Source organism: Rheinheimera sp. NSM (genome assembly GCF_052380015.1).
In the GTDB taxonomy this organism is placed as follows: domain Bacteria; phylum Pseudomonadota; class Gammaproteobacteria; order Enterobacterales; family Alteromonadaceae; genus Alishewanella.
The window spans coordinates 1-21,636 of record NZ_JBQTCI010000011.1 but is presented as its reverse complement, the minus strand read 5'-3'; the positions used below and the strand labels follow the sequence as shown (position 1 = coordinate 21,636).

At 49.8% G+C, this 21,636-nt stretch carries 14 protein-coding genes and 1 pseudogene; 7 read left to right on the top strand and 8 right to left on the bottom strand.

Annotated elements, in window-relative coordinates:
• The first annotated feature begins 134 nt into the window (after nt 1-134).
• The gene (locus ACTZWV_RS19370) at nt 135-761 is read left to right on the top strand and encodes a hydrolase TatD (protein WP_444788132.1); all 627 of its coding nucleotides are present in this window, start codon (nt 135-137) and stop codon (nt 759-761) included.
• A 110-nt stretch (nt 762-871) separates the two neighbouring features.
• Here the strand turns inward: ACTZWV_RS19370 and ACTZWV_RS19365 are convergent, their stop codons facing one another.
• From ACTZWV_RS19365 to ACTZWV_RS19350, 4 genes are all read right to left on the bottom strand, one after another.
• Entirely contained in the window at nt 872-1,162 is a 291-nt protein-coding gene (locus ACTZWV_RS19365) for a type II toxin-antitoxin system RelE/ParE family toxin (RefSeq protein WP_444788131.1), read from the bottom strand.
• 3 nt (nt 1,163-1,165) lie between these two features.
• Nucleotides 1,166-1,405, bottom strand: coding sequence for a type II toxin-antitoxin system ParD family antitoxin (locus tag ACTZWV_RS19360; protein ID WP_444788130.1), 240 nt, complete (start codon nt 1,403-1,405; stop codon nt 1,166-1,168).
• A gap of 110 nt (nt 1,406-1,515) precedes the next feature.
• Complete coding sequence (locus ACTZWV_RS19355) at nt 1,516-2,310, bottom strand: hypothetical protein (RefSeq protein WP_444788129.1); 795 nt, start codon at nt 2,308-2,310, stop codon at nt 1,516-1,518.
• A 275-nt stretch (nt 2,311-2,585) separates the two neighbouring features.
• Nucleotides 2,586-2,873 carry a hypothetical protein gene (locus tag ACTZWV_RS19350; protein WP_444788128.1) on the bottom strand — a complete coding sequence of 96 codons (288 nt, stop codon included), beginning with the start codon at nt 2,871-2,873 and terminating at the stop codon, nt 2,586-2,588.
• Nucleotides 2,874-3,012: 139 nt separating this feature from the next.
• Here ACTZWV_RS19350 and ACTZWV_RS19345 point away from each other — a divergent pair, with 139 nt between their 5' ends.
• Nucleotides 3,013-3,162: a hypothetical protein gene (locus tag ACTZWV_RS19345; RefSeq protein ID WP_444788127.1), complete on the top strand. Its 150-nt coding sequence runs from the start codon at nt 3,013-3,015 to the stop codon at nt 3,160-3,162.
• Nucleotides 3,163-3,287: 125 nt separating this feature from the next.
• On the opposite strand, the gene ACTZWV_RS19340 is transcribed toward ACTZWV_RS19345, so the two are convergent.
• Nucleotides 3,288-3,794, bottom strand: a complete 507-nt coding sequence (locus tag ACTZWV_RS19340; protein ID WP_444788126.1) for an AAA family ATPase — start codon at nt 3,792-3,794, stop codon at nt 3,288-3,290.
• A gap of 462 nt (nt 3,795-4,256) precedes the next feature.
• On the opposite strand from ACTZWV_RS19340, the gene ACTZWV_RS19335 reads away from it, so the two are divergent.
• Nucleotides 4,257-5,951 (top strand): methyltransferase domain-containing protein, encoded by a 1,695-nt coding sequence (locus ACTZWV_RS19335; RefSeq protein ID WP_444788125.1) that lies wholly within the window; start codon nt 4,257-4,259, stop codon nt 5,949-5,951.
• Nucleotides 5,952-6,000: 49 nt separating this feature from the next.
• Here the strand turns inward: ACTZWV_RS19335 and ACTZWV_RS19330 are convergent, their stop codons facing one another.
• Nucleotides 6,001-6,399, bottom strand: coding sequence for an OsmC family protein (locus tag ACTZWV_RS19330; RefSeq protein ID WP_444788124.1), 399 nt, complete (start codon nt 6,397-6,399; stop codon nt 6,001-6,003).
• 201 nt (nt 6,400-6,600) lie between these two features.
• Here ACTZWV_RS19330 and ACTZWV_RS19325 point away from each other — a divergent pair, with 201 nt between their 5' ends.
• Together ACTZWV_RS19325 and ACTZWV_RS19320 are read left to right on the top strand one after the other, a co-directional pair.
• A complete protein-coding gene (locus ACTZWV_RS19325) occupies nt 6,601-7,746 on the top strand; it encodes an efflux RND transporter periplasmic adaptor subunit (RefSeq protein ID WP_444788123.1) in 1,146 nt (381 codons plus the stop codon).
• A 12-nt stretch (nt 7,747-7,758) separates the two neighbouring features.
• Entirely contained in the window at nt 7,759-10,875 is a 3,117-nt protein-coding gene (locus ACTZWV_RS19320) for an efflux RND transporter permease subunit (protein WP_444788122.1), read from the top strand.
• 102 nt (nt 10,876-10,977) lie between these two features.
• Here ACTZWV_RS19320 and ACTZWV_RS19315 read toward each other — a convergent pair whose 3' ends face one another.
• Both ACTZWV_RS19315 and ACTZWV_RS19310 read right to left on the bottom strand, forming a co-directional pair.
• Nucleotides 10,978-13,671 carry an Ig-like domain-containing protein gene (locus ACTZWV_RS19315; RefSeq protein WP_444788121.1) on the bottom strand — a complete coding sequence of 898 codons (2,694 nt, stop codon included), beginning with the start codon at nt 13,669-13,671 and terminating at the stop codon, nt 10,978-10,980.
• 170 nt (nt 13,672-13,841) lie between these two features.
• Complete coding sequence (locus ACTZWV_RS19310; protein WP_444788120.1) at nt 13,842-14,459, bottom strand: TetR family transcriptional regulator; 618 nt, start codon at nt 14,457-14,459, stop codon at nt 13,842-13,844.
• A 259-nt stretch (nt 14,460-14,718) separates the two neighbouring features.
• On the opposite strand from ACTZWV_RS19310, the pseudogene ACTZWV_RS19305 reads away from it, so the two are divergent.
• A pseudogene (locus tag ACTZWV_RS19305) lies at nt 14,719-15,867 on the top strand (fibronectin type III domain-containing protein); the annotation flags it as partial.
• Between the two features lie 309 nt (nt 15,868-16,176).
• Nucleotides 16,177-21,636 (top strand): chitobiase/beta-hexosaminidase C-terminal domain-containing protein (locus ACTZWV_RS19300; protein WP_444788162.1); only part of this gene is annotated, 5,460 nt, incomplete at its 3' end.

The window sequence follows — 21,636 nt, the reverse complement described above, 5'->3', positions numbered from 1 at the left end:
GGGTATAGCGACAGTTTTATCGTGGCAAAACCTGCGCTGCGTCAAGCTATCGCGCAATAGGCTAATAGTGTCTGCAACAAGACAGCCAAACCGGCTTGTGTTACTTTCAGCTCAGCCTGAAATGGAGCACCGCAATGTCATTATCGCCTTACCATTATTTTGAGCAGCAACGCTTAACCCTGCAATGCGGCAGCCGTTTACCGGCCGCGCAATCGTTGCTGCAACTGGCGGGTAACGCACCGCTGCTGGCACAACTGGCAGCGGCGCCCACGGCGCAGCAATTGCTGGACGCGGCAGAGCAGGCGTATCAGGCCGGTTACGAGCAGCAGGCCTCTACCGAATTTGAGCTGCAGGGTCTGGCCATTGCCGGCATTGGCGATCCGCTGTTACATATGGATCTGCTGGCTGAGTTTTTACCGGCCTTTAAAGCCAAACGCCATGGTGTGCCGGTAACCTTAGTCAGCTATGGCCTGGTGGCACCAAACGACGCGCCGGCATTGTGCCAACAGCTGCTTGAGCTGGAAGTAGAAAAGTTAGAAATTTACCTGCCGGCCACTAATCCGCCGGCCTATCAGCAAGCGGTAAAGCCAACACAATATGGTTTTAGTGACGTCTGCCAGTTTATTCATACTGCCGCTGAGGCGGGCTTGCAGGTAACCTGCTTTGCCTATGCGCCGGTAACTCAGCAAAGCGAACTGCGCGCCCTGGCGCTTGACCTGGGCGCCCGGCAGTTTATGGTTAAACTTCAGCAGGGTGCTTAAGCAAGCTATCCAGCTCAGTGCGCTGTCTAACATAAGGCGCAATGTTGCTATATAACGCAGTTTTTTGTCTGATATGTTAGACGCTATATGGAAAGAAGCGTGGCTAGTTGTTAGGTATCATTTAACCAATCTTCATGCGCGTGCCTCACGCGAATAATAAAAATACTGTTGTCAGCTTCAAGTTGGTAAATAACCAGGTGTGAACCGACAGGATGCAGCCGCACAGGTGGGATAAGTTCTTCACGCACAGGCGCGGCTTGCGGGTTGTCAGACAAAAACTCAAAAGTAGTGCTTAATTGCTGGTGGTAACGCTGCGCCTGTATCAGGCCAAACTGTTCTGCACCGGCAACAAAAATAGCAATTATATCTTCTTCAGCTTTGTTGCTAAGAATATAAGCCATGCGTTATTGCGCCAGTTTCGCCTTGGCAGCTGCTTCCAGCTGCGCCATAGTGCGCTGCCCCCGGCCACTGTTAATGCCTTCATCAACTAACTGCTGCAGGTGGGCAACTTTGGCTGCCCGTTCCTGATCACGCCGAATAAGGTCACGTACATAATCACTGGCATTGCTGTAGCGTCCGGTTTCAGCTTGTTGTTCTACCCAATGCTTCATGCCATCGGGTAGCGATACGTTCATGGTTGCCATTGGCTTGTCTCTGTTACTGCAATTAAGCTAATTGTGCTGTTATGGCAAACTTTGTCAAGTTTGCTCATCAGTCTCAGACTAACCAGGCACAACTATGGCTTAAATTAAATTTAACGCCTGGCTGCTGCCGGTTTTACTCTGGTGTCATAGAAATGCTGCAGCGCTTCGGTTATGGTCATATCGGCGTTTTCACTCAGGTAACGCTCTACCTGTTTATGCACAAAAATAACTGCTTGTTTATGCTGCTTGGCAAAGGCGGCGCATTGCTGTTTTAGCTGCTGGTTAAATTCTTTTTCTGCCACTTGTTGGTGAATGGCCTGGATCGCCAGTTCAAAGCTGTTGCCGTTATCAGCAAAGGCTTCTTTTAAGGCATTTTTCGGTATCCGGTAGGCTTTACTGGCAAAATCCAGCGCTTCGCGAAACGTATCAAAGCTCTCGCCAAACACCTCAAAGTGCAACGGGGCGCTATCTTGCACCTGCTGGCTAACACCACCGGCTTCATAGTCAAAGCCAAAAAAGTTAAGCCGCTCTGTAGTTTCCGCGCCCAATTTTAAGCCGGCTTCAATACTGTGGCGCAGGCTAAAATCTAACGCTGCTAACTCATCCACCGTCCACATGTCGTAAATGCTCAACGCCTTGGCATACTTTTTAGCCAGTTTGGTTTTGGCAAATTTGTGCCGCTCATCCAGCGTGCCGGCTTTACAGGGTTTAACCAGCTCATGGCATTCATTACAAACCGGAATTTTTAAAAACTCACTGGCCTCGCGCGTGGCCAGGTAAAACTCCAGATACTGCAACGGCGGCGCATAGTCATGTGTAGCGGCAATGCAGCCGCAATAAAAGCAGGTGTTAAAGTGGTTGCTACGGGTAGGTACAAGCAGGTGGTAGTGGGTATCGGCAGTCATCGGGCCTTCATAAGTCTGAGGGAATAAGCGAAATAGGCTAGTATACCTGTGTTGCTTAAAGTTGCAGTGGTATTGGTGTGGGCTTTTAATTGTAAAACTACAGATACTTTACTTTCACTGGCTCCTTAGTTTTCAAATTATTCAGCTACCTCAATTGACCGCTATGAGCGAATTGCGGACATTAACGTCGCAAACAGCGGTCGAGCATTAGTGAGGCCCAGCACAAGCGAATTTTGCTTGTGCTCTGCTGCTTTGCCTTGTTATGTAGGATTTCACTACTTGGACTCAAGAGGAGTGCCTGTTATCGCTGATACAGAAGTTACAAACGCAACCAATATTTGCTCATCTGATAGGTCAGAGAAGATTGGGAAGTCTGTAGCATTACCTGCAGGTCCTTCACCTAGCGCTTCAATTCTCACTACATTAAGATACCTACCATCTTTTGCTTTTGCCCAATCACGGTCTGTACCTGGCTTACGCTGTATCCATGCTCTTTTGAATCCGTTTGAACATTGCGCCCACTCTATGTATGGCTGTCCTTTAGTATCTCGTTTTATTTCCATTTGAACTCCTTGTTATGCGAATTTTCCAATGTTACCTGACAACTATAAATATACGAACCTTGACATAACAAAGTTGAAATACTAATCCTTAACTTGGCCATTTGGCTAATAAAATCAAATAACTAAGGATAGTAATAATATGTCAGTAAAACATACCCCAACAGGTGTTGTTCACAGTGGCTCTAAAGGCGGAACTACTGGATGTGGAACAGATACGAAGAAAAATTCAGATCATTGGGTCAATTCACATGAAAAGATCACATGTGATAAAAATGGCTGTAAAAACTAACGCATTTACCAACTACAAGTCGGGGCATTAAATTGCCCTTTTTTTCGCATAACGCTTTGCTCACCGGAAAATTGGGAGCGCCAGCGAGTAATTTTTCCGGTGCAGTAACTTGTTATATACAATCGTCACACACACAACTTTGCCAAAAGTTTCTTTAATGAATCGTCAACACTCGAACCCGCTGTGTCAATCGTTATAACTTCTGAGTCCCAAGATTCGTAAACTCGATTTTTAATCTTATCCCAGGTAGGAGGCTTGAGATTTGCTACAGTGCTTTTTCGTTTAATGGCTCGTAGCTCATGCTCTTTTGGATCGGTACAAACGACTTCAATGTTTACAAATTTCGCACCTACATTCGTGGCAACAGCCTCCCACTCCCGACGAACAAACTCCTCAGTGTTACAAGAATCGGAAATCGCACTAAGACCCAGCGATAAATTATCCTGAATGATCCGATAACTGAGTTGATAACCTTCACCTTCTACATCCAGATCACATAAATCCCGCAATCCTTGTTCGACCGTGTCAATACGGACATATAAGATGCGTAGATGTTTGGAAAGCAGTTGAGCAAGTGTAGATTTTCCAACCGCAGGTAAACCGGAAAATATATATAGCGTCGGACTACTCAAATGCCTATTCCTTGTATATAACGCTTATTCGACGGGTCGCCCCGTAATTAAACACGGGGTGCCCCGTATTTGTAAATTTAATGTACAAAACATTACACCACCTCTTTAAAAGTTACAACAACTTATAGGTACAGCGGGTACTTATGCAGGCGACAAATACGGGTTAACCCGTCTAACAAAGATCGTGTGGCTGTAGCAACGAATTGGATATAAGTACAGTTATAGAGTCTCGAGTGTGATAGCCAAAAGAATGTCAGCTATTGGCACTTAGCTGCCAGATTGGCGACGCTAAAGGCAACAAATAGTTATTCTGTGCAAGGCTTTCGTTGGCTGCGGGCTGGTATTAAGAATATTGCGCTCCCGGTAGCACAGTGCGCGGCATATGTTGAGCTATATCCATTGCCTCGCGTCTGGAATATTGCTACAACACTCGCAACCGTTTGAAAGGCTTTTACCAACTGAATGAGCAAAACCGTTGATATTTACCACCAGGGCGCAGAGTTATTTGCTGCCCAGTACGATGCGATTAGCTTTGAGCAGGTGCATGCCTGCTGGCAGCAGTTTTGGCCGCAGAGTGCAAAGCAACAGCAGTTGGTGCTGGATATCGGCGCGGGCAGTGGCCGTGATTCGTTGTGGCTGGCACAGCAGGGCTGCCAGGTTATTGCTGTGGAACCGGCTGCAGATTTACTGCGACTCGGTCAGTTAAAAACGGCTGAAAAAGTACAATGGCTGCAAGACAGCTTGCCGGAGCTGAAAGCCTGTTATCAGTTAAACCTGCAATTTAATACCATTTTACTCAGTGCGGTGTGGATGCATATTCTGCCGTCTGAGCGCGAGCGGGCGTTTCGTAAAATTACCAACCTGTTGGCGCCCGGTGGCCGCTTTGTTTTAAGCCTGCGCTTTGGCGATTTTAACGATGAGCGCACAGCTTACCCGGTAAGTGTTGATGAAATAGCTGCGCTGGCGCGGCAGTTTGGTTTGTTGCTGCGCTTTGTCAGCGAGGTAACCGCAGATGCCGGTGGCCGGGCGGGGGTAGAGTGGCAAACCCTGGTGCTGGAACTGCCGGATGATGGCAGCGGCAGCCTGAGTAAAGTGCGGCATATCGTCGTTAACGACAATAAATCTTCTACCTACAAACTGGCGTTGCTGCGCACTTTGGTGCGTATTGCCGATGCTCACCCGGGCGCTGTGCTGGATAAGCAAGCCGGTACTGTCGCTATTTCGCTGGGCTTAGTAGCGCTGTATTGGATCCGGCTGTTTAAACGCTTGGTAGATAACAATATTCAGCAGAGCTCTGACCCGGCCAAAGGCCTGGGTTTTGTCACTGATAACGGCTGGAGATTGTTGCAGCATCTTACGGCAGACGATTTTGCCATAGGTAACTTTTACACCGGCCAGGACGCCGCGGCTTTGCAGCAGCTATTCAGCGATACCCTTGCAACGATTAAAGCCGGGCCGGTGACTTATATCTGGCAGGGTAATAAAGACAACCGCCTGTTTGATATGCAGCGCAGTAAAACCAAACGGCAAAGCGCAGTGTTGCTGGATAAAAGCTTTCTCGATAGTTACGGCAGCTTTGTGCTGCGCGAAGATATGTGGAATTGTTTTCGTCAATACGGCTGCTGGATCGAGCCTTTGCTGGTGCAGCAGTGGATTGCCGAGATGCAAAAGTATGAGTTGAACCAACAACAAAACATATCACTTGATAGTTACCACAACCAGCTGCGCTGGTTGGACCGGCAACACGACACTGCTATGGTGCGGAAAAAAGTAGAAACATTACGCCGGCAGGGCATGGATGTACGCAGCGTGTGGAGTGGCGAGCCGTTGTACAGCTACGATATTGATCACTGCGTGCCGTTTAGCTACTGGCCGAATAACGATTTATGGAACCTGCTGCCGGCCAGCCGTGGCGAAAACCGTGTTAAGCGTGATCGCCTGCCCAGCCAGGCGCGGCTAAAGGCTGCCAGTTGGCATATTAAAAACTGGTGGCAGCAGGCCTGGCAAAGTGAAGCCGAGCAACAACGGTTTTTTATTGAAGCCGGCTTATCTCTACCGAATATCTCCGGCGGCTGCTGTGATTTTGATGAAGTCTTTAATGCACTGCAATTTCAGGTGATTGGCGTAAAACAACGGCTGCAGGTAGCAGAGTGGTAATTATTACTCTGCTGTACAGCCGGTAAACCTTTCAGTACTCAGTACGTGATCAGCTATAGCTGGTATTAATTTCTGTACTGACTTCTGTCATCAGCTTATGGATCGGACATTTGCCGGCGATGGTTGTCAGCTGGCTTTTTTGCTCGTCGGTTAAAGTACCCAGCAGGCTTAACTGCACGTTTAACACATATACCCCCTGCGCTTCGCGGCTGTTGTCGCGCTCTATTACTACATCGATATAATCCAGCGGCAGTTGTTTGCGTTTGGCGTACATCATTACCGTAATGGCTTTGCAGGCGGCCAGGGCGGCGTCGTAGTAGTCGTGCGGGTCGGGTGCGCTGTTATCGCCGCCTAAATCTTTGGCGACATCGGCAAACACTGTGTGTTGGTTGATTCGAATGGTTTGGCGGTAAATGCCGCTGTCACTTTTACGCAGTTCAATACTCATATATCACCTGTGGTTGTAAAAACGGTATCCGGATTCTGACAGTCTATACTGCACTGACGGTTGTTGGTCAGCTTTTTTCTGCCATTGGTCGCGGCAACGCCGCTGCCTTATTGAATACATACAAGCTTGTATGTATATTGCCGTTCTTATTCTGCCTAAGCTGTGCACGGCTTGTTCGGGCAGTGTCTCACAGGAGTTTGTATGCGTGTAAATGTAAAACTGTTAACTGTTGCGCTGGCGGCATTGGTACTGGTGGCCTGCAGTGAGCCACAACAGGGCGCTGCGCAAGGAGCGGCCGCTGCGACAGAAGTAGAAGTAGTAACAGTGAGCACCACGGCGTTGGCGTTAACCACTGAATTACCCGGCCGTACCACAGATTACCGCCAGGCGGAAATTCGCCCGCAGGTAAACGGCATTTTAAAGCAGCGCTTATTTACCGAAGGCCAGCTGGTAGAAGCCGGCCAGGTGTTATACAAAATTGATGCTGCGCCTTATCAGGCGGCGCTGGCCAATGCCAAAGCCAACCTGGCCAGCAGCAAGGCGCTGGCGCATAACGCTAAATTAAAAGCCGACCGTTTTAAAGGCTTGCTAGGCAGCAAGGCTGTAAGCCAACAGGATTTTGATGATGCCCAAGCTACCTTGATGCAGGCCGATGCTGCAGTAGCCAGCAGCGCAGCAGCCGTGCAAAGCGCGCAAATAAACCTGGATTACACCGACATTACCGCGCCGATTGCCGGCCAGATTGGCCGCTCGCTGGTAACCGAGGGCGCGCTGTTAACCGCCAACCAAACCCAGGTAATGGCGACTATTCGCCAGTTAGACCCGATTTATGTTGATTTAACCCAGTCCAGCTCTGAGTTGTTAAAGCTGAAAAAACAAATGCGCGGCGATACCAGCGGCGAGGTAAGCGTGGACTTACTGCTGGATGATGGCAGCGAATATAGCCACCGGGGCAGCCTGCAGTTTTCTGAAGTACATGTAGACCCGGGCACCGGTATGGTAACGCTGCGGGCAGTATTTCCGAATGAAAGCGGCGACTTACTGCCGGGCATGTTTGTCCGGGCGCGCTTGCACCATGGCACTGATGACAATGCCCTGTTAGTGCCGCAGGCGGCGGTAAGCCGCACGCCAAAGGGCCAGGCATCGGTAATGCTGGTGAACAGCGACAACAAGGTTGAAGCGCGGATTATTGAAACCGGCCGCTCGGTAGAGCAAAGCTGGCAGGTATTGTCGGGGCTGCAAGCCGGTGACAAAGTGATAGTGGCAGGTTTGCAAAAAGTACGGCCGGGAGCTGCAGTGCGGGTAGTAAACGCACAGGCAGCCGGCAGCCAGACTGCGACAGAATAACAGGGGTAGCAGATGGCGAATTTCTTTATAAACAGGCCCATTTTTGCCTGGGTAATCGCAATAGTGATTATGCTGGCCGGGTTATTATCGATTAAACAACTGCCGATAGAGCAATACCCGCGTATTGCGCCACCGGCGATCAGTATCAGTGCCTCTTACCGTGGTGCCTCGGCGCAAACCGCGGAAGATGCGGTAACCCAGGTAATAGAGCAGGCGATGAATGGCCTGGATAACCTGATGTATATGTCGGCCAACTCGGATTCGTCCGGTAATGTTAGCCTGACCCTGACCTTTGAAACCGGTACCGATGCCGATATTGCTCAGGTACAGGTGCAAAACAAACTGCAGCAGGCGTTGCCGCTGTTGCCGCAGGAAGTACAGCAAAACGGCGTGCGGGTAGCCAAATCCAGCGGTGGCTTCCTGATGGTGGTGGGCTTTATCTCCGAAGACGGCAGCCTGGAACGTGATGACATTGCCGACTTTGTTGTAGCCAACGTAAAAGACCCGCTAAGCCGCACCACAGGTGTGGGTAATGTGCAGGTGTTTGGCAGCCAGTATGCGATGCGGGTGTGGCTGGATGCCGACAAGCTGAACCAGTATCAACTGACCCCTGCGGATGTAACGTCGGCCATTCAGGTGCAGAATAATCAGGTTACCGCCGGCCAGTTGGGCGGGGCACCGGCCTTACCCGGCCAGCAGTTTAATGCCGCTATTTTGGCGCAAACCCGGCTGACGTCGGCAGAAGAATTTGGCCAAATTTTACTCAAAGTAAATGCCGACGGCTCTATGGTAAAGCTCAGCGACGTGGCGCGGATAGAGCTGGGTGGTGAAGACTACTCGGTAATAGCGCGCTACAACGGCAAGATGGCCACCGGTTTGGCAATAGAGCTGGCCACCGGCGCTAATGCGCTGGATACCGCCGCAGCGGTAAAAGCCAAGCTGGAAGAGCTTAAACCCTATTTCCCTGAAGGTTTAACCACGGTTATTCCGTATGACACTACGCCCTTTGTTGAGGTGTCGATAAGCTCGGTAGTACAAACCCTGATAGAAGCCATTATTCTGGTGTTTCTGGTGATGTATCTGTTTTTACAGAACTTCCGCGCTACGCTTATTCCTACGCTGGCGGTGCCGGTAGTGTTGCTGGGCACCTTTGGCATAATGTCGTTGTTTGGCTTTACCATTAATACGCTAACCATGTTTGGTATGGTGCTGGCTATCGGCTTGCTGGTAGACGATGCCATAGTGGTAGTAGAAAACGTGGAACGGGTTATGTCGGAAGAAGGCTTGGGCGCGGTAGAAGCCACGCGTAAATCGATGGGCCAGATCACCGGCGCTTTGGTGGGCATAGGTTTGGTGCTGTCGGCGGTATTTGTGCCGATGGCGTTCTTTGGTGGCGCCACCGGTGCCATTTACCAGCAATTTTCTATTACTATCGTTACCGCCATGGCGTTGTCGGTGCTGGTAGCGCTTATTTTTACCCCGGCGCTGTGTGCCACTATGCTCAAACCGATTAACGGCGACCACCATGCTAAGGGCGGCTTTTTCGGCTGGTTTAACCGTGGCTTTGACAGCACCAACCGCAATTATCAGCGCGGTGTGGCCGGTATGCTGGCCAGGCCAAAGCGTTCCATGCTGGTGTATGGCGCCATAGTGCTGGTAATGGCGGTGATGTTTATGCGCTTGCCTACTTCGTTTTTACCGGAAGAAGATCAGGGTGTGTTTTTATCCATGGTGCAGTTGCCTACCGGTGCCAGCCAGCAGCGTACTGAAGCGGTATTAGATAAAGTGTCGGCCCACTATCTCAGCGAAGACGCGGTGCAGTCGGTGTTTACCGTATCCGGTTTCAGCTTTGCCGGCCGTGGCCAGAATATGGGCCTGGCCTTTGTGCGCTTAGCTAACTGGGATGAGCGCGGTGATGCCGACAGCGTGCAGGCCGTTATTGGCCGCGCCTGGGGCTTTTTCGCTACGGTAAAAGAAGCGCAGATATTTGCCTTTAACCTGCCGCCGATAGCTGAGCTGGGCCGGGCGACCGGCTTCTCGTTGTTCTTGCAAGACCGCGGCGGTGTAGGCCACGAAGCGCTGCTGAATGCCCGCAACCAGTTGCTGGGTATGGCGGCGCAGCAAGCCAACCTGGTGGGCGTGCGCCCGAACGGCATGGAAGATGCGCCGCAACTGAAAATCGCCGTGGATCAACTCAAAGCGCAGGCGCTGGGGGTATCGCTGAGTGATATCAACCAAACCTTGTCTATTGGTTGGGGTTCTACTTACGTTAACGACTTTGTCGATCGCGGCCGCGTGAAAAAGGTGTATGTACAGGCCGAGCCGGAATTTCGGATGACACCGGAAGATATCAACCGCTGGCATGTGCGCAACAGCAGCGGTGAGATGGTCAGTTTTGCCTCTTTTGCCAGCAGCGACTGGGTATATGGCCCGCAGCGGCTGGAGCGCTATAACGGCGTGTCGGCGATGGAGATTCAGGGCGAACCGGCGCCGGGCACCAGTTCAGGCGATGCTATGGCGACGATGGAGCAATTAATCAGCCAGTTGCCCACAGGTATCGGTTTTGAGTGGACGGCTACCTCTTATCAGGAAAAGCTGTCCGGCTCTCAGGCGCCGGCGTTATATGCGCTGTCAATCTTAGTGGTGTTTTTATGTCTGGCGGCGTTGTATGAAAGCTGGAGCGTGCCGTTTGCGGTAATCCTGGTAGTACCGCTGGGCATTATCGGTGCCTTAATTGCTGCCTATATGCGCGGTTTGGGTAACGATGTCTACTTCCAGGTGGGGCTGTTAACCACTATGGGCTTAGCGTCGAAAAACGCCATCTTAATAGTCGAGTTTGCCCGCGAGCTGCAACAGCAGGGTAAAGAGCTGACCGCAGCGGTACTCGAAGCAGTACGCCTGCGCTTGCGGCCGATTATTATGACGTCTATGGCGTTTTCACTTGGCGTGTTGCCGCTGGTGATCAGCAGCGGTGCCGGCTCGGCCAGCCGCAATGCTATTGGTACCGGGGTACTGGGCGGCATGATCTCGGCCACGGTATTAGCGGTGTTTTTAGTGCCGGTGTTTTATCTGGTGATAATGCGCTTTTTTGGCACAAAGACGGCAGCGAAACCGCAGGCAGAGCAATAACAGGCTATTGAATAAATAAGGGCAGCTAAGCTGCCCGACAGTTTGTACCTTACCGGCATTTCAGTCCCACGCTGACTTGCCGGTTTTTTTATACCCGCAGGCTTAGCGCCGGCTGGTTACTCTGCAAAGCGCAGTGCACGCCAGTAAGCTTAATAACAACCAATGTAAGCTGCCGCCTCCTGAGCTTTCCGCAGGCTTAGCGGCTACTGAGATTTGTACAGTGTGGTTACTAACTGCTCCGGTAGAGTCGCTGATGTTGACGCTTAAGCTAAGTTCGCCGGCGCTGTTCAGGGTGCCGGTTAGCAAGCCGGTGCTGGACAAGGTTAACCCGGCTTGGGCTGAGGCAAGGGCAAACTGCAATGCCTGGCCTTCAGGGTCGGTAAAATGCTGTGCCAGTTCGAACTGGATAGCGTCGCCTGCTGTGGTGCTGAATACCGGTAGTGTGGCTTTGGCAACAGGGGCTAAATTAACCTGATAGTTAACTTGTGCTGCCACTGCCAGGCCTTGCTCATCTTCTGCCGTGATATTCATGCTGCCGCTGCTGGCGGCCTGACCATTAAAATGCAGCAGGTTATCGTCAGTTAAACTAAAGCTGTCGGCAGCGTTGCTAAGGCTAAAGGTTAAGGTTGCGTCTTCTTCGTCAGCAAACAGGCTGGATACCGCCAATTGGGTTGGCTGCCCCTGATTAAATGACAAGCTAAGCGCAGCCTGGTTGGGCACATAAGGCGAACTATTGTGTGCTAACCGTATCAGGCGCTTTTGCCTGGCGTCATAGATGCTCAGATTGTTAGCCAGTGGCAATAGCGAGGATTGCGATAAATTATACTCCTCACATAGCTGCTGGCTATTCAGCACCAAGGCGGTATGCCAAACTCCGGAGGTGTGATCCAGCTCCATAATCTGTATGGTGGTATATAACTTCAGCGCCATAAAACGCTGACCTATCGTTGTCCATTGTGTAATGGCTTCCGGCAGATTCTGGTTTGCATTCAGCGACAGTGTGCCGTCTGCGGCAACGCTAAAGCTATGTATATCGGGGTAGCCAAGTAAGGTGACAACATTACCGTGCACTATCTTGCCGGACAGGTAAGGCAAGTACAGGTCAGAGTAAAGATTTTTCTGCTGTAAACGGTTGTTGTCGATAGTGAAGTGAGCAATTTGTTGGTTTTGCGCATCTGCAGCGTAAATATGATTATCAACACTAAACAACAGCTGTATATTGGTAATGCCGTTTATACCCGAGGCGCCATTTACCGCGGCGTCAACAAATTGTATTTGGTGATTTGACGTTAGCTGTAGCAAGGTTAAGGTGTCGTAGTGGGCGTGCAGCAGATAGTTGCCGCTATGCGTTACATTATCGCGATAGCTGTAAAGCAGGCTGGCATTTCTGCCGCGTAAAGTTCCGCTGTTCAGTAACTGCAGCTGTGCTGTTTCGGTATTAAGTTTCAGCACCGAATAGCTGTTGTTACCTAAGATGACATAGACATTATCGCCAAAATGGTGGCTGCTATAGCGCGAATAATACCGATCAAATCCCAGCATTTTTAGTGTTGAACCACTTTGCGTCAGCTTGGGTATTCCGGTTGTATCTGGCTGAAACAGTTGAACCTGATTGCCGGTAATTTTCAGCATGAAGTCGTTGTTCAGTGCAGTTAAATCATCATAGTTGACAAAGTTCAGCATCCGGCCTTGTTGGCTGGCGGTTATGGCCGCGCTAACCTGCAGCGTATCAGGTGATAGTTGTGTAAGGCCCGATTCATTTAACAGTACAATACTTCCGTTGTGAACGGCTACGTTATTAAAGCTATTGTTAAACTGATCCAGGTTATAGCTGCTTTTGGTTTGTAAGGTTTGGCTATCAAAAACAGCGAGTTGGTCGCCTGTGGACAGTAAAATATTCACCTCGTCCAGGAAGCGGATATCATAATAATATCCGGTAAGGAAATCGCCGGAAAATGTTTCGCTAAGCTGATTGGTCTCCGCGGCATATGATAAGGCAATGCTTAATTCACTGTTACCGTAAATGATGTTCTGTCCGCTGGGGCTGATAATGGCATAATTCGGGCTATAGCCGCCATGAGGCCCTTGCGGCAGGGTGTGACTGGCACTTTGTTGCCATTGCCCGCTATTGTCTAAGCGGTACAACTGCAGGTTATGCTGTGAGGTGTCTGAATCATACTGCGTAAAGGTTAATACGCCGTTTGCCAGGCCCATGTGTGAGGCATAATCTGACAAATTTAATGTATCCAGCGTCGTTATCACGCCAGTGCTATTGTCTATGGCAAAGGTGTTTATCTGGTGGCCGTAATTAAGCGCTAAAACGCCATTACTGATTTGTATATTATTGACGTAACCAATTTCAAACTCACTGCGCGAATTAAGCTGTGGCTTATACTGCTGATCCAAAGTTAAGGTAATGGCTTTGCCATTTACCACGTAAATCAGCCATAAATCAGCCTCTGATATGATGAGAGATTCAATGTGGTCATTATAATTAAGGCCAAGCTCCGCGAGCCTTACTTCGTGTAATAACTGGTATTTATTGTTTTCTACACTATAGATGGCTATACCTTGTTGGCTGGCGATAGCCGTTACTTTGTTGCCCTGAGCCACAATATTGGCGTAGCCAAGAATGCCTTCCGTCAGTTCGCTGTCCAGCGTTAAGGTAATAGACTCACCCAGATAGTCTTGGCTTTGTGCGGTATGGTTAGCAATAAACTGCGGGGCCAACGTTGTCGCTGCCTGCGCTGGCAACAGTGCGAGCAACGCACCGGCTAGAAAAACGGTTCGCATCATTTGAAATCCTGATATTGGTTATTAACTGCGGAGCCGAAACAAAGTGCATTCGCCATCATTGGCAAAGGGCGTCCATTTTATTGTTATGTAGCTTATTAAAGCTGCCGGAATGCTAGCAATTAAATAATGTCAAGTAAATGGCGTGGAAATTACTTTTTTGCCGGTCTGTTTCAAATCCGCTTCAGACCCTGCAGCATGGTATCAATCAGTGCTGCCGCGTGTTGTTGCAAATCACACTGTTGTGGCCGTAATAAGAAAGTGCTGATAATACCGCCAACGTACATATGCATAGCGTTGGCCGCTAACCTGGGCGACACACCGTCACGCAAAGTACCGGCCGCGGCGGCACGTTCAAAGGCGCGTTGCATAACCGCGACCGTTTGTTCGTCTAATTCATCTTGTTTGGTTACGGCGGGGTTTAGCTCGTCGATATATTCACAGCGGTGAAACACTATAGTAAGCACGCGCTGTTTTTGTTCGCTGGCGGCAATCAGTTGCAGGCCATTGGTAAATAATTGCTGCAACTGTGCAAACGGCTCTGCGGTGACATTGTTATCTATTTCGGCCAGCATGGTTTGAAACGGCAAGCGCACCCGCTCCAGCATGGCATTGAATAAATCCGCTTTATTTTGAAAATGCCAGTAAATGGCACCGCGGGTAACATTGGCAGCCACAGCAATTTTTTCCAACGTAGTACGGGATACACCGTGCTGAAAAAACAACACCTCTGCCGCATCTAAAATAGCTGCGCGGGTGCTTTCGGCTTCGGCTTTAGTACGTCTTACCATCTTGCTGTCTCTTAACCATGTTATCTGCTTAATACGGCAGCAATTTTAACATAACTTAACAGCTTCGGCCTAACCCAACCTGAGATGAGATGTTTAAAAATCAGCAATTTTATTTGTTAATTATCCTGAGGGTGTCTTCAGGCGGTAATTAACCTGAAGTAGTGAATTCGGCAGCTCTATCGCTTATGTTGTATTTTTATTGTTTTTTCAATGTTATTTAAGTTGATTTATTTTTTTATTTTGTTTAATTTTCATTCAAATGTTAATTTATGTTCGGTATGTTGTCATGGATGATTTTCGTTTGGTTAAGGTAGTACTGTTTATTGTTTACCTGCTCTCGTCTCATATACCTGCTTTTGCTTCGACACTAAAAAGCGCTACTGATCCGGGTGTGCAGTACAATCCGCCGTGTATTCCTTTGTCAGAACAGGATAAAGAAAAGGCGGAAAATGACTACACTCCGTTGTGTGATCCCGGTTGGGAACCTCCACCACCACCTCCTCCTCCGGGCCCGGCAACGCCTTCGCAGCCGGCAGCCAGCATTAGTGGCACCAATATAAACGTTAGTTGGGGTGCAGTTAGTGGGGTGACCTCGTATCGTGTTCAGCAACGGGTCAATAGCGGTAGCTGGCAAGCTGAAATAAATAAGGGAACAACACGAGCCCATACTTTCAGTGGTACAGGCGGTAACAGCTACCAATACAGGGTTCGGGCTTGCAATGCCAATGCTTGTTCAGCGTACTCAACCGTACGTGCAGTAAGCTTGCCCCCCGTGCCAACTGTACCGCCGACACCTTCATCCAGCCAACAGAGTAGTAATAGTATCAGTGTCAGTTGGGCCGGCAGTGGCGGCGGTGGAACGCCGCTGCCATGTCAGATTACCGGTACTTGCCATTGTCAGGATGGACAACCTTGTATACCTTTGGGTGAGCCGACACCAGAGGTGATGGCCCTTAAAGCAGACGATGATGTGTTGACTGCTCAAAGTACCTCCGTGAGTTACCGCGTCCAGCAACGGTTAGGAAGTGGATCCTGGCAAACCGAAATTAATAAGAGTACCGCAACAAGCCATACATACACCGGCTTAACCGTAGGGAGTTACACTTACCGTGTCCGGGCCTGCAACAGCAGTGGCTGTTCTAATTGGTCGGGTATAAGTGCGGCCACTACGATTGTTGCGCCGCCAGCTGTACCGACAGGGCTTAGCGCAACACAAAATCTCCTGACGATAAATACCAACTGGAATGCGGCGACAGGCGCTACGTCATATCGCATCCGGCAAAGTGTTAATGGCAACTGGCAAACAGAAATCAATAAAGGCATCAACCGGACACATGCATTTAATGTGGCGGTAGGCAGCAGTTATCAATATCAGGTAAGAGCCTGTAATGCCGGTGGTTGCTCCGGCTGGTCAGCGGCAACAGCGTCGATTACGCCGCCGGCAGTTCCTGCGGTACCGGGTGGTTTAACTGCGCCGCTATCAGCATTAACAATAAATACGGCCTGGAATGCAGCGAGCAATGCTACCTCGTATCGTATCCTGCAGAGTGTGAACGGTAGCTGGCAGACTGAAATTAATAAGGGAAGCACGCGCAGCCATTCGTTTACAGTGACACCGGGCAGCAGCTATCAATATCAGGTAAGGGCCTGTGGTACCAGTGGCTGCTCAGCCTGGTCTGCAGCGACAAGCAGTGTGACGCCACCGCAGGTGCCTGCTGTGCCGCGAGTACCAAGCGCTGGTTTAGTGACAAGCGCTAACAGTATAACTGTAAGTTGGTATAGCAATACCTCACCGGGTCCAGAGCCAGAGCCGTGTCAGATCACCGGCACCTGTCATTGTGATGACTATGGCCCTTGTCAGCCGTTGGACAATCCGGAACCGCCGCAGATTGCAGCGCTAAAAGACAGCGAACAGTCGGTCACGGCGCAAAGCAGTGCGGTGAGTTACAGGCTACAAGGTTATAAGGATGGCGCAGTTTGGGGCAGTGAAATTATCAACATTGACGGCTTCTCGCGCTCTGTCACCTGGAGTCAGCCCGGAGCTTATACCTTCAAAGTCCGCGGCTGTAACAGCAGTGGTTGCTCTGCTTATACCGCTCTAAGCAACACGGTTACGATTAGTCAGGTTGCTACACCGGCTGCTACGCCTAATGGCGGTACTCATAGTGGGCAAGTTAACGTAACACTGAGTACGGCAACAGCCGGCGCGGTAATACGTTATACGCTGAATAATACTGCCGTCACGGCAAGTTCTGCGCAATATACAGCGACCATACCGCTAAGCCAGAGCACGACTATACGTGCGAAAGCCTTTAAAGCCGGGATGGCTGATAGTGGTGAAACGACCAAAGTGTTTACCATAGTGCCGCCGGCACCGTCAAAGCCGTTGGTCAATGTTTCTGGCACTATGATCAATGTGGTATGGGATGACGTTACCAGCGCCTTGGGTTATCAAATACAGTATAAAAGCGCAACTACAGATTGGAGCGCCTTTGTAACCAGTAATAACGGCACTGGGCACAGTTACTCCAGTTTGGCACCTGGTAAGTATCAGTTCCGGGTAAGAGCCTGCAACCCAGTGCCGGGTAATTGTTCTGCAGTTTCTGCAACCACAGATTTAATTGATACAACGGCACTGCCTCCGGCAACACCTGATGAAGCGCCGGAAGCCCACATTCAAAATGTTGTTACCGACAATGCTGTTATTGGCGGTACCAGCGGTGCGTTCCGGGTTGATGAAAGTGGCGCGGCGACTTACAGCATTGCGTTGCAGTTACCGACAGGGATAGCCGGTAATACGCCGGAACTGTCGTTAAACTACCATTCCAGTGCCGGGAATGGGCCGGTGGGGATTGGCTGGAGTATTGGCGGGCTGTCCAGCATTGAACGTTGTCGGCAAACGCCGGTACAGGATGGCGCATTTAAGGCGGTAACGTTAACAAATAGTGATCGTTTATGTCTGGACGGGCAGCGGCTGGTGGTGGTTTCCGGCAGCTATGGTGCAGCAGGTTCTGTGTATGCTACCGAAATTGATAGTCAGGTTAAAGTAACAGCCGTGGGGAACCTGCATGGTGGGCCGGAGTACTTTGAAGTGCGAAGACCAGATGGCTCTATTAGTTACTACGGTAATGCTGAAGACAGCCGTTTTAGTGCAGCCAGCGGGCCGGCTATTAGTTGGGCAATAAGTGAAGTGACAGATCTTCTGGGTGTCCAGAGCAACAAAATTTATTACAACTATGTTAATGAAGGCAACGAGCAGCTCATTTCTTCAGTCATCTACAGTGGTAACGAAGTTAGATTCCATTACGATACTGCAGCCAGAACAGATCGACCCAAGATGCACATTTTTGGTGTCAATGTTATGCCGTCGTCTTTGCTGGAGAGCATATCGGTTACCAACCACACTAATGCTCTGGTACGTGAATTACGTTTGGAGCATGATACTGCGCCGTTGTCAGGCGTTGCCAGGATGCTGAAAATTACCGAGTGCGGTGTTGGCGGCAGTTGTTTGAAGCCCCTGCTGCTCGAATGGAATGAAGCAGCTGAATCGTCCCCGGGTTTCAAGACTAACGTCGCAATAAGCCAAACCCTGGGTTCAAATGAGATTGTTTTTAGTCAGCCTGCAGATATTAACGGTGATGGTTTGACCGACTGGGTATATGTAACCAAAGGCAGTCACAATATTTATCAGGCTTATTATCTGCAAGGAACCGGCGCTGGCTTCAGGGCAGCTGTATCAATGAGCAGTGCGTTTTCATCAACAGCGGCGCCGGAATTCCGGTTGGCGAATATTTATGGTGACGGCTCGACATCACTGCTGTACTACACCAATAAATGGTTTATTTGTGCTTTAGGGGCAGTAACTTGTTTTGCCACCGATATCACAGAAAAAGATATTGCATTGCACGACATTACCGGTAATGGCCAGGCTGATATTATTACCAAGACTTATTACAAACTTAATAAATCCAGAAACGTATTTTGTTTATCGCCCGGTTGTAATTCTTTTCATACAGAGTTTGGTGCTAATGCTCCGTTATCCCTGGTAAATCAGGAAGGAGGGCCTATTAAGTGCTCTGGTCAGACAGGTTCCAATATTATTTGTTCGACAGAGCTAACGTCGTTGCAGCAATTATCTGCTTTTGATATCAACGGCGATGGTTTAAACGACTTTGTTGCAGAGATCCGTGAAAAATGTAATCCGCAAACCGAAGACTGTCGGGGATACCGGGCTGCCAGGTATTGGGGGATTTTTTTGGCTGAGCAACTGGCTGGCAACAGTGTCAGATTCAGGTTGAACGGCACATTGGGTGGTGTAACAACGGATATCAATACGGCAGCAAACTTGCAATTAGCCGATTTAAATGGTGATGGTCTGGCAGACCTGCTGTATTTTGAAGCAGGAAGATGGCACATACGGTTTTATAATCAGAAAGCTGAGATCATTGAGTTGGTTACACTGCCAAGCTCAGTACCAAATGCAGACAATGCCAAATTTATCCAGGCAGTAGATGTCACCGGTAACGGCATCAATGAGTTGGTGTACTACCATAGTGGCTGGCGCATGCTACGGCATCCATATTCGGGTGCGCCGGTTGCTACGGCTGGGCCAGTCATTAATGTCAACGTTGAAAGCGCCATTTTTTCGGATCTGCGCGGGCAGGGAAAACCAGGCATTGCGGTAACCGATTTTGGCAATAAAAGATTGGAATGGTTTGGTTTTGGTGCACAGGCGCCTGAAGCTGATCCTTGTTTGCCTGATTGCTTGCCGCCCTGTCTGCCGGGCCAGGATTGCCAAATAATACAGGGCACGTCGGCGCAGCCTTATATCATGTCGGCTGCAAACCAGGCGGCGGTGCAGCACCAGGGCGTGACAAACCGCACTCAGGACACAGTCCGTCGATTTATCGATGGTCATGGGTTAAGTACAGCAGTGAGCTACAGCTTTTTAACTAACAGCCAGGTATACACACGCGGATTTGGTCTTAACCTGGCCAGTAGTACAGATCTGGCGCGAGTCTTCAACATTGGTGGCAGCATACCTGTTGTATCTGCCGTGCAATCTGACACTGGCCAAGGGGCGGTGGGGGTAACATATAAATATGAAGGTGCAAGAATTCAAGCCGGAGGGCGAGGCTTTCTTGGTTATGAAAAGTTGACGTCAGTAGACAGTCAAACAGGCATTATAAGCACGACTAAATATTTGCAACATTTTCCATTCGTTGGTATGCCCTCGTATACAAAACAAGAATACAACGGTAAGACAATCAGTTTTGCCAGAAATATGTACGAGAAAATTGCGCTGAATAGTGGAAAAACAGTATACCCCTACCTGAAACGCTCTGCGGAGGACAAATATGCTGTTGACTACCTCAATGGCAGCTACAGTAATCCGGTGTTTGTGTCGAAAGTCACTACCGAAAACAGCTACTCTGCTGTAGCGGGCCGGTATGTTGCCCTTGATGAAATAACCGTGGCAACTTACGACAAAGCCAGCGGCTTGGTCAGGACGGTGCAAACCGTTAATGATTACGACCATGATGATATCAGCAAATGGTTGATTAACCGTGTGTCCCGAAGTGCCGTCACACATCAACAAGGCCAGGGGACGTTGTCAGCATATGATAATTGTGTAACTTGTACTGAGCCAGGAAACAATTTCACTATAACAAATAGCATGAATGCAGACCCTGTCGCAACGGTAATGCGTACAGCCGCTTTTGACTACTACCCCAGCGGTTTATTAAAAGACGAAATCACCGAGCCTGATGGCGATGCGCAAAGCTATCTGAAAACCAGCTATACCTATGACGCCTTGGGTAATCTGGAAACAACCACTGTTAGTAGTAAAGCTGGCGCTGGCGAACTGTTCAGAATTAGCCGATATAGCGAGAATATTTATGACAGTGCCGGTCGCTACCTCATCTCGAAAAATATCAATGACCAAACTGTAGCCAGTTACAGCAGTTTTAATACCTTGGGTCAGGCGCAAACGGTTACCGAAAACGGTATCCGCAGTGTTTTACGCTTTAATGCCTTTGGTCAGCCGGTGTTTAGTCGCGAGCAAACACCGAGCGGCGCGGTTAGCGGCCGTTACAGCATTATTACCCGCGGTTATACAACAACGGCTGTGGGCTTGCCGTCAGTTGGGGTCAGCGGCTACAGCTATGAAAGAGTGAAGCAGGGCGGCGCACCGACACAATGGAAAGTAGCCGATGCGGCAGGCCGCGAGCTGGCTACGATAACCGAAGCCTTTAACAGCGATGAGTACATAGTGCGCCAGACGCAATATGACACAATGGGCCGGCCGATGCGGGTGTCACAGCCAGCCTTTAACGCCGGTAGCGTTGTCTGGAACCAGAGTGACTACGATATCTTTGGCCGGCCGGTATTGCTGTTGGCCGCAGACGGTACCCGCACCGATATCAGTTACAGTGGTTTGGCGGTTACGTCTAAGGTGAGTGGCTTTTGGGCCGGGGCATCAGCACAAAGCAAAACAGAAGTAAAAGACGCTTTTGGTCAACTGCGTAGTGTAACAGATGCAGCCGGTACCATGAGCTACCAGTATGATGCAACGGGCAATTTGCTGCACGTTAGCGGTGTTGACGGCGAAGCTACGACAATGACGTACAACAGCCGTGGCCATAAACAAACTATGGTTGACCCGGATAGCGGCAGTTGGTCGTACAAATACAATGCCTTGGGTGAGCTGGTTGAGCAAACCAGCCCTAAAATGCATATCACCCAGACCTGGTATGATGATTTTGGCCGCAAAGTAACGGAAAATATCCTGCATGGCACCGCAACACTGCGCAGCACGCAGTGGGGTTACAGTGATGAAGCCGGCCACACAGTGCGCAACCTGGTGGTAAGCGAAGAGGTAGCGGGCGGTGCCTTACGCCGTTTTGACTACGATGCACTGGGCCGGTTGGAACGCAACGAGCTGGTGATCGAGGGGGAAACGCTGGTTGAGCGCACCACCTATGACCAGTACAGCCGGGTGTTTCAGCTATTTGATGCCGGTGGCAATAGTTACGGCACGCAGTACCAGTACCAAAATGGCTACAGCAAAGCGGTATGGGAAGCGCGCTACGGTATCGACAAGGCTTACAGTGTAAGATACCAGAACATTATTGCTATGGATGCCTTTGGTAATGTTACTGAGAGTAAAGCGGGT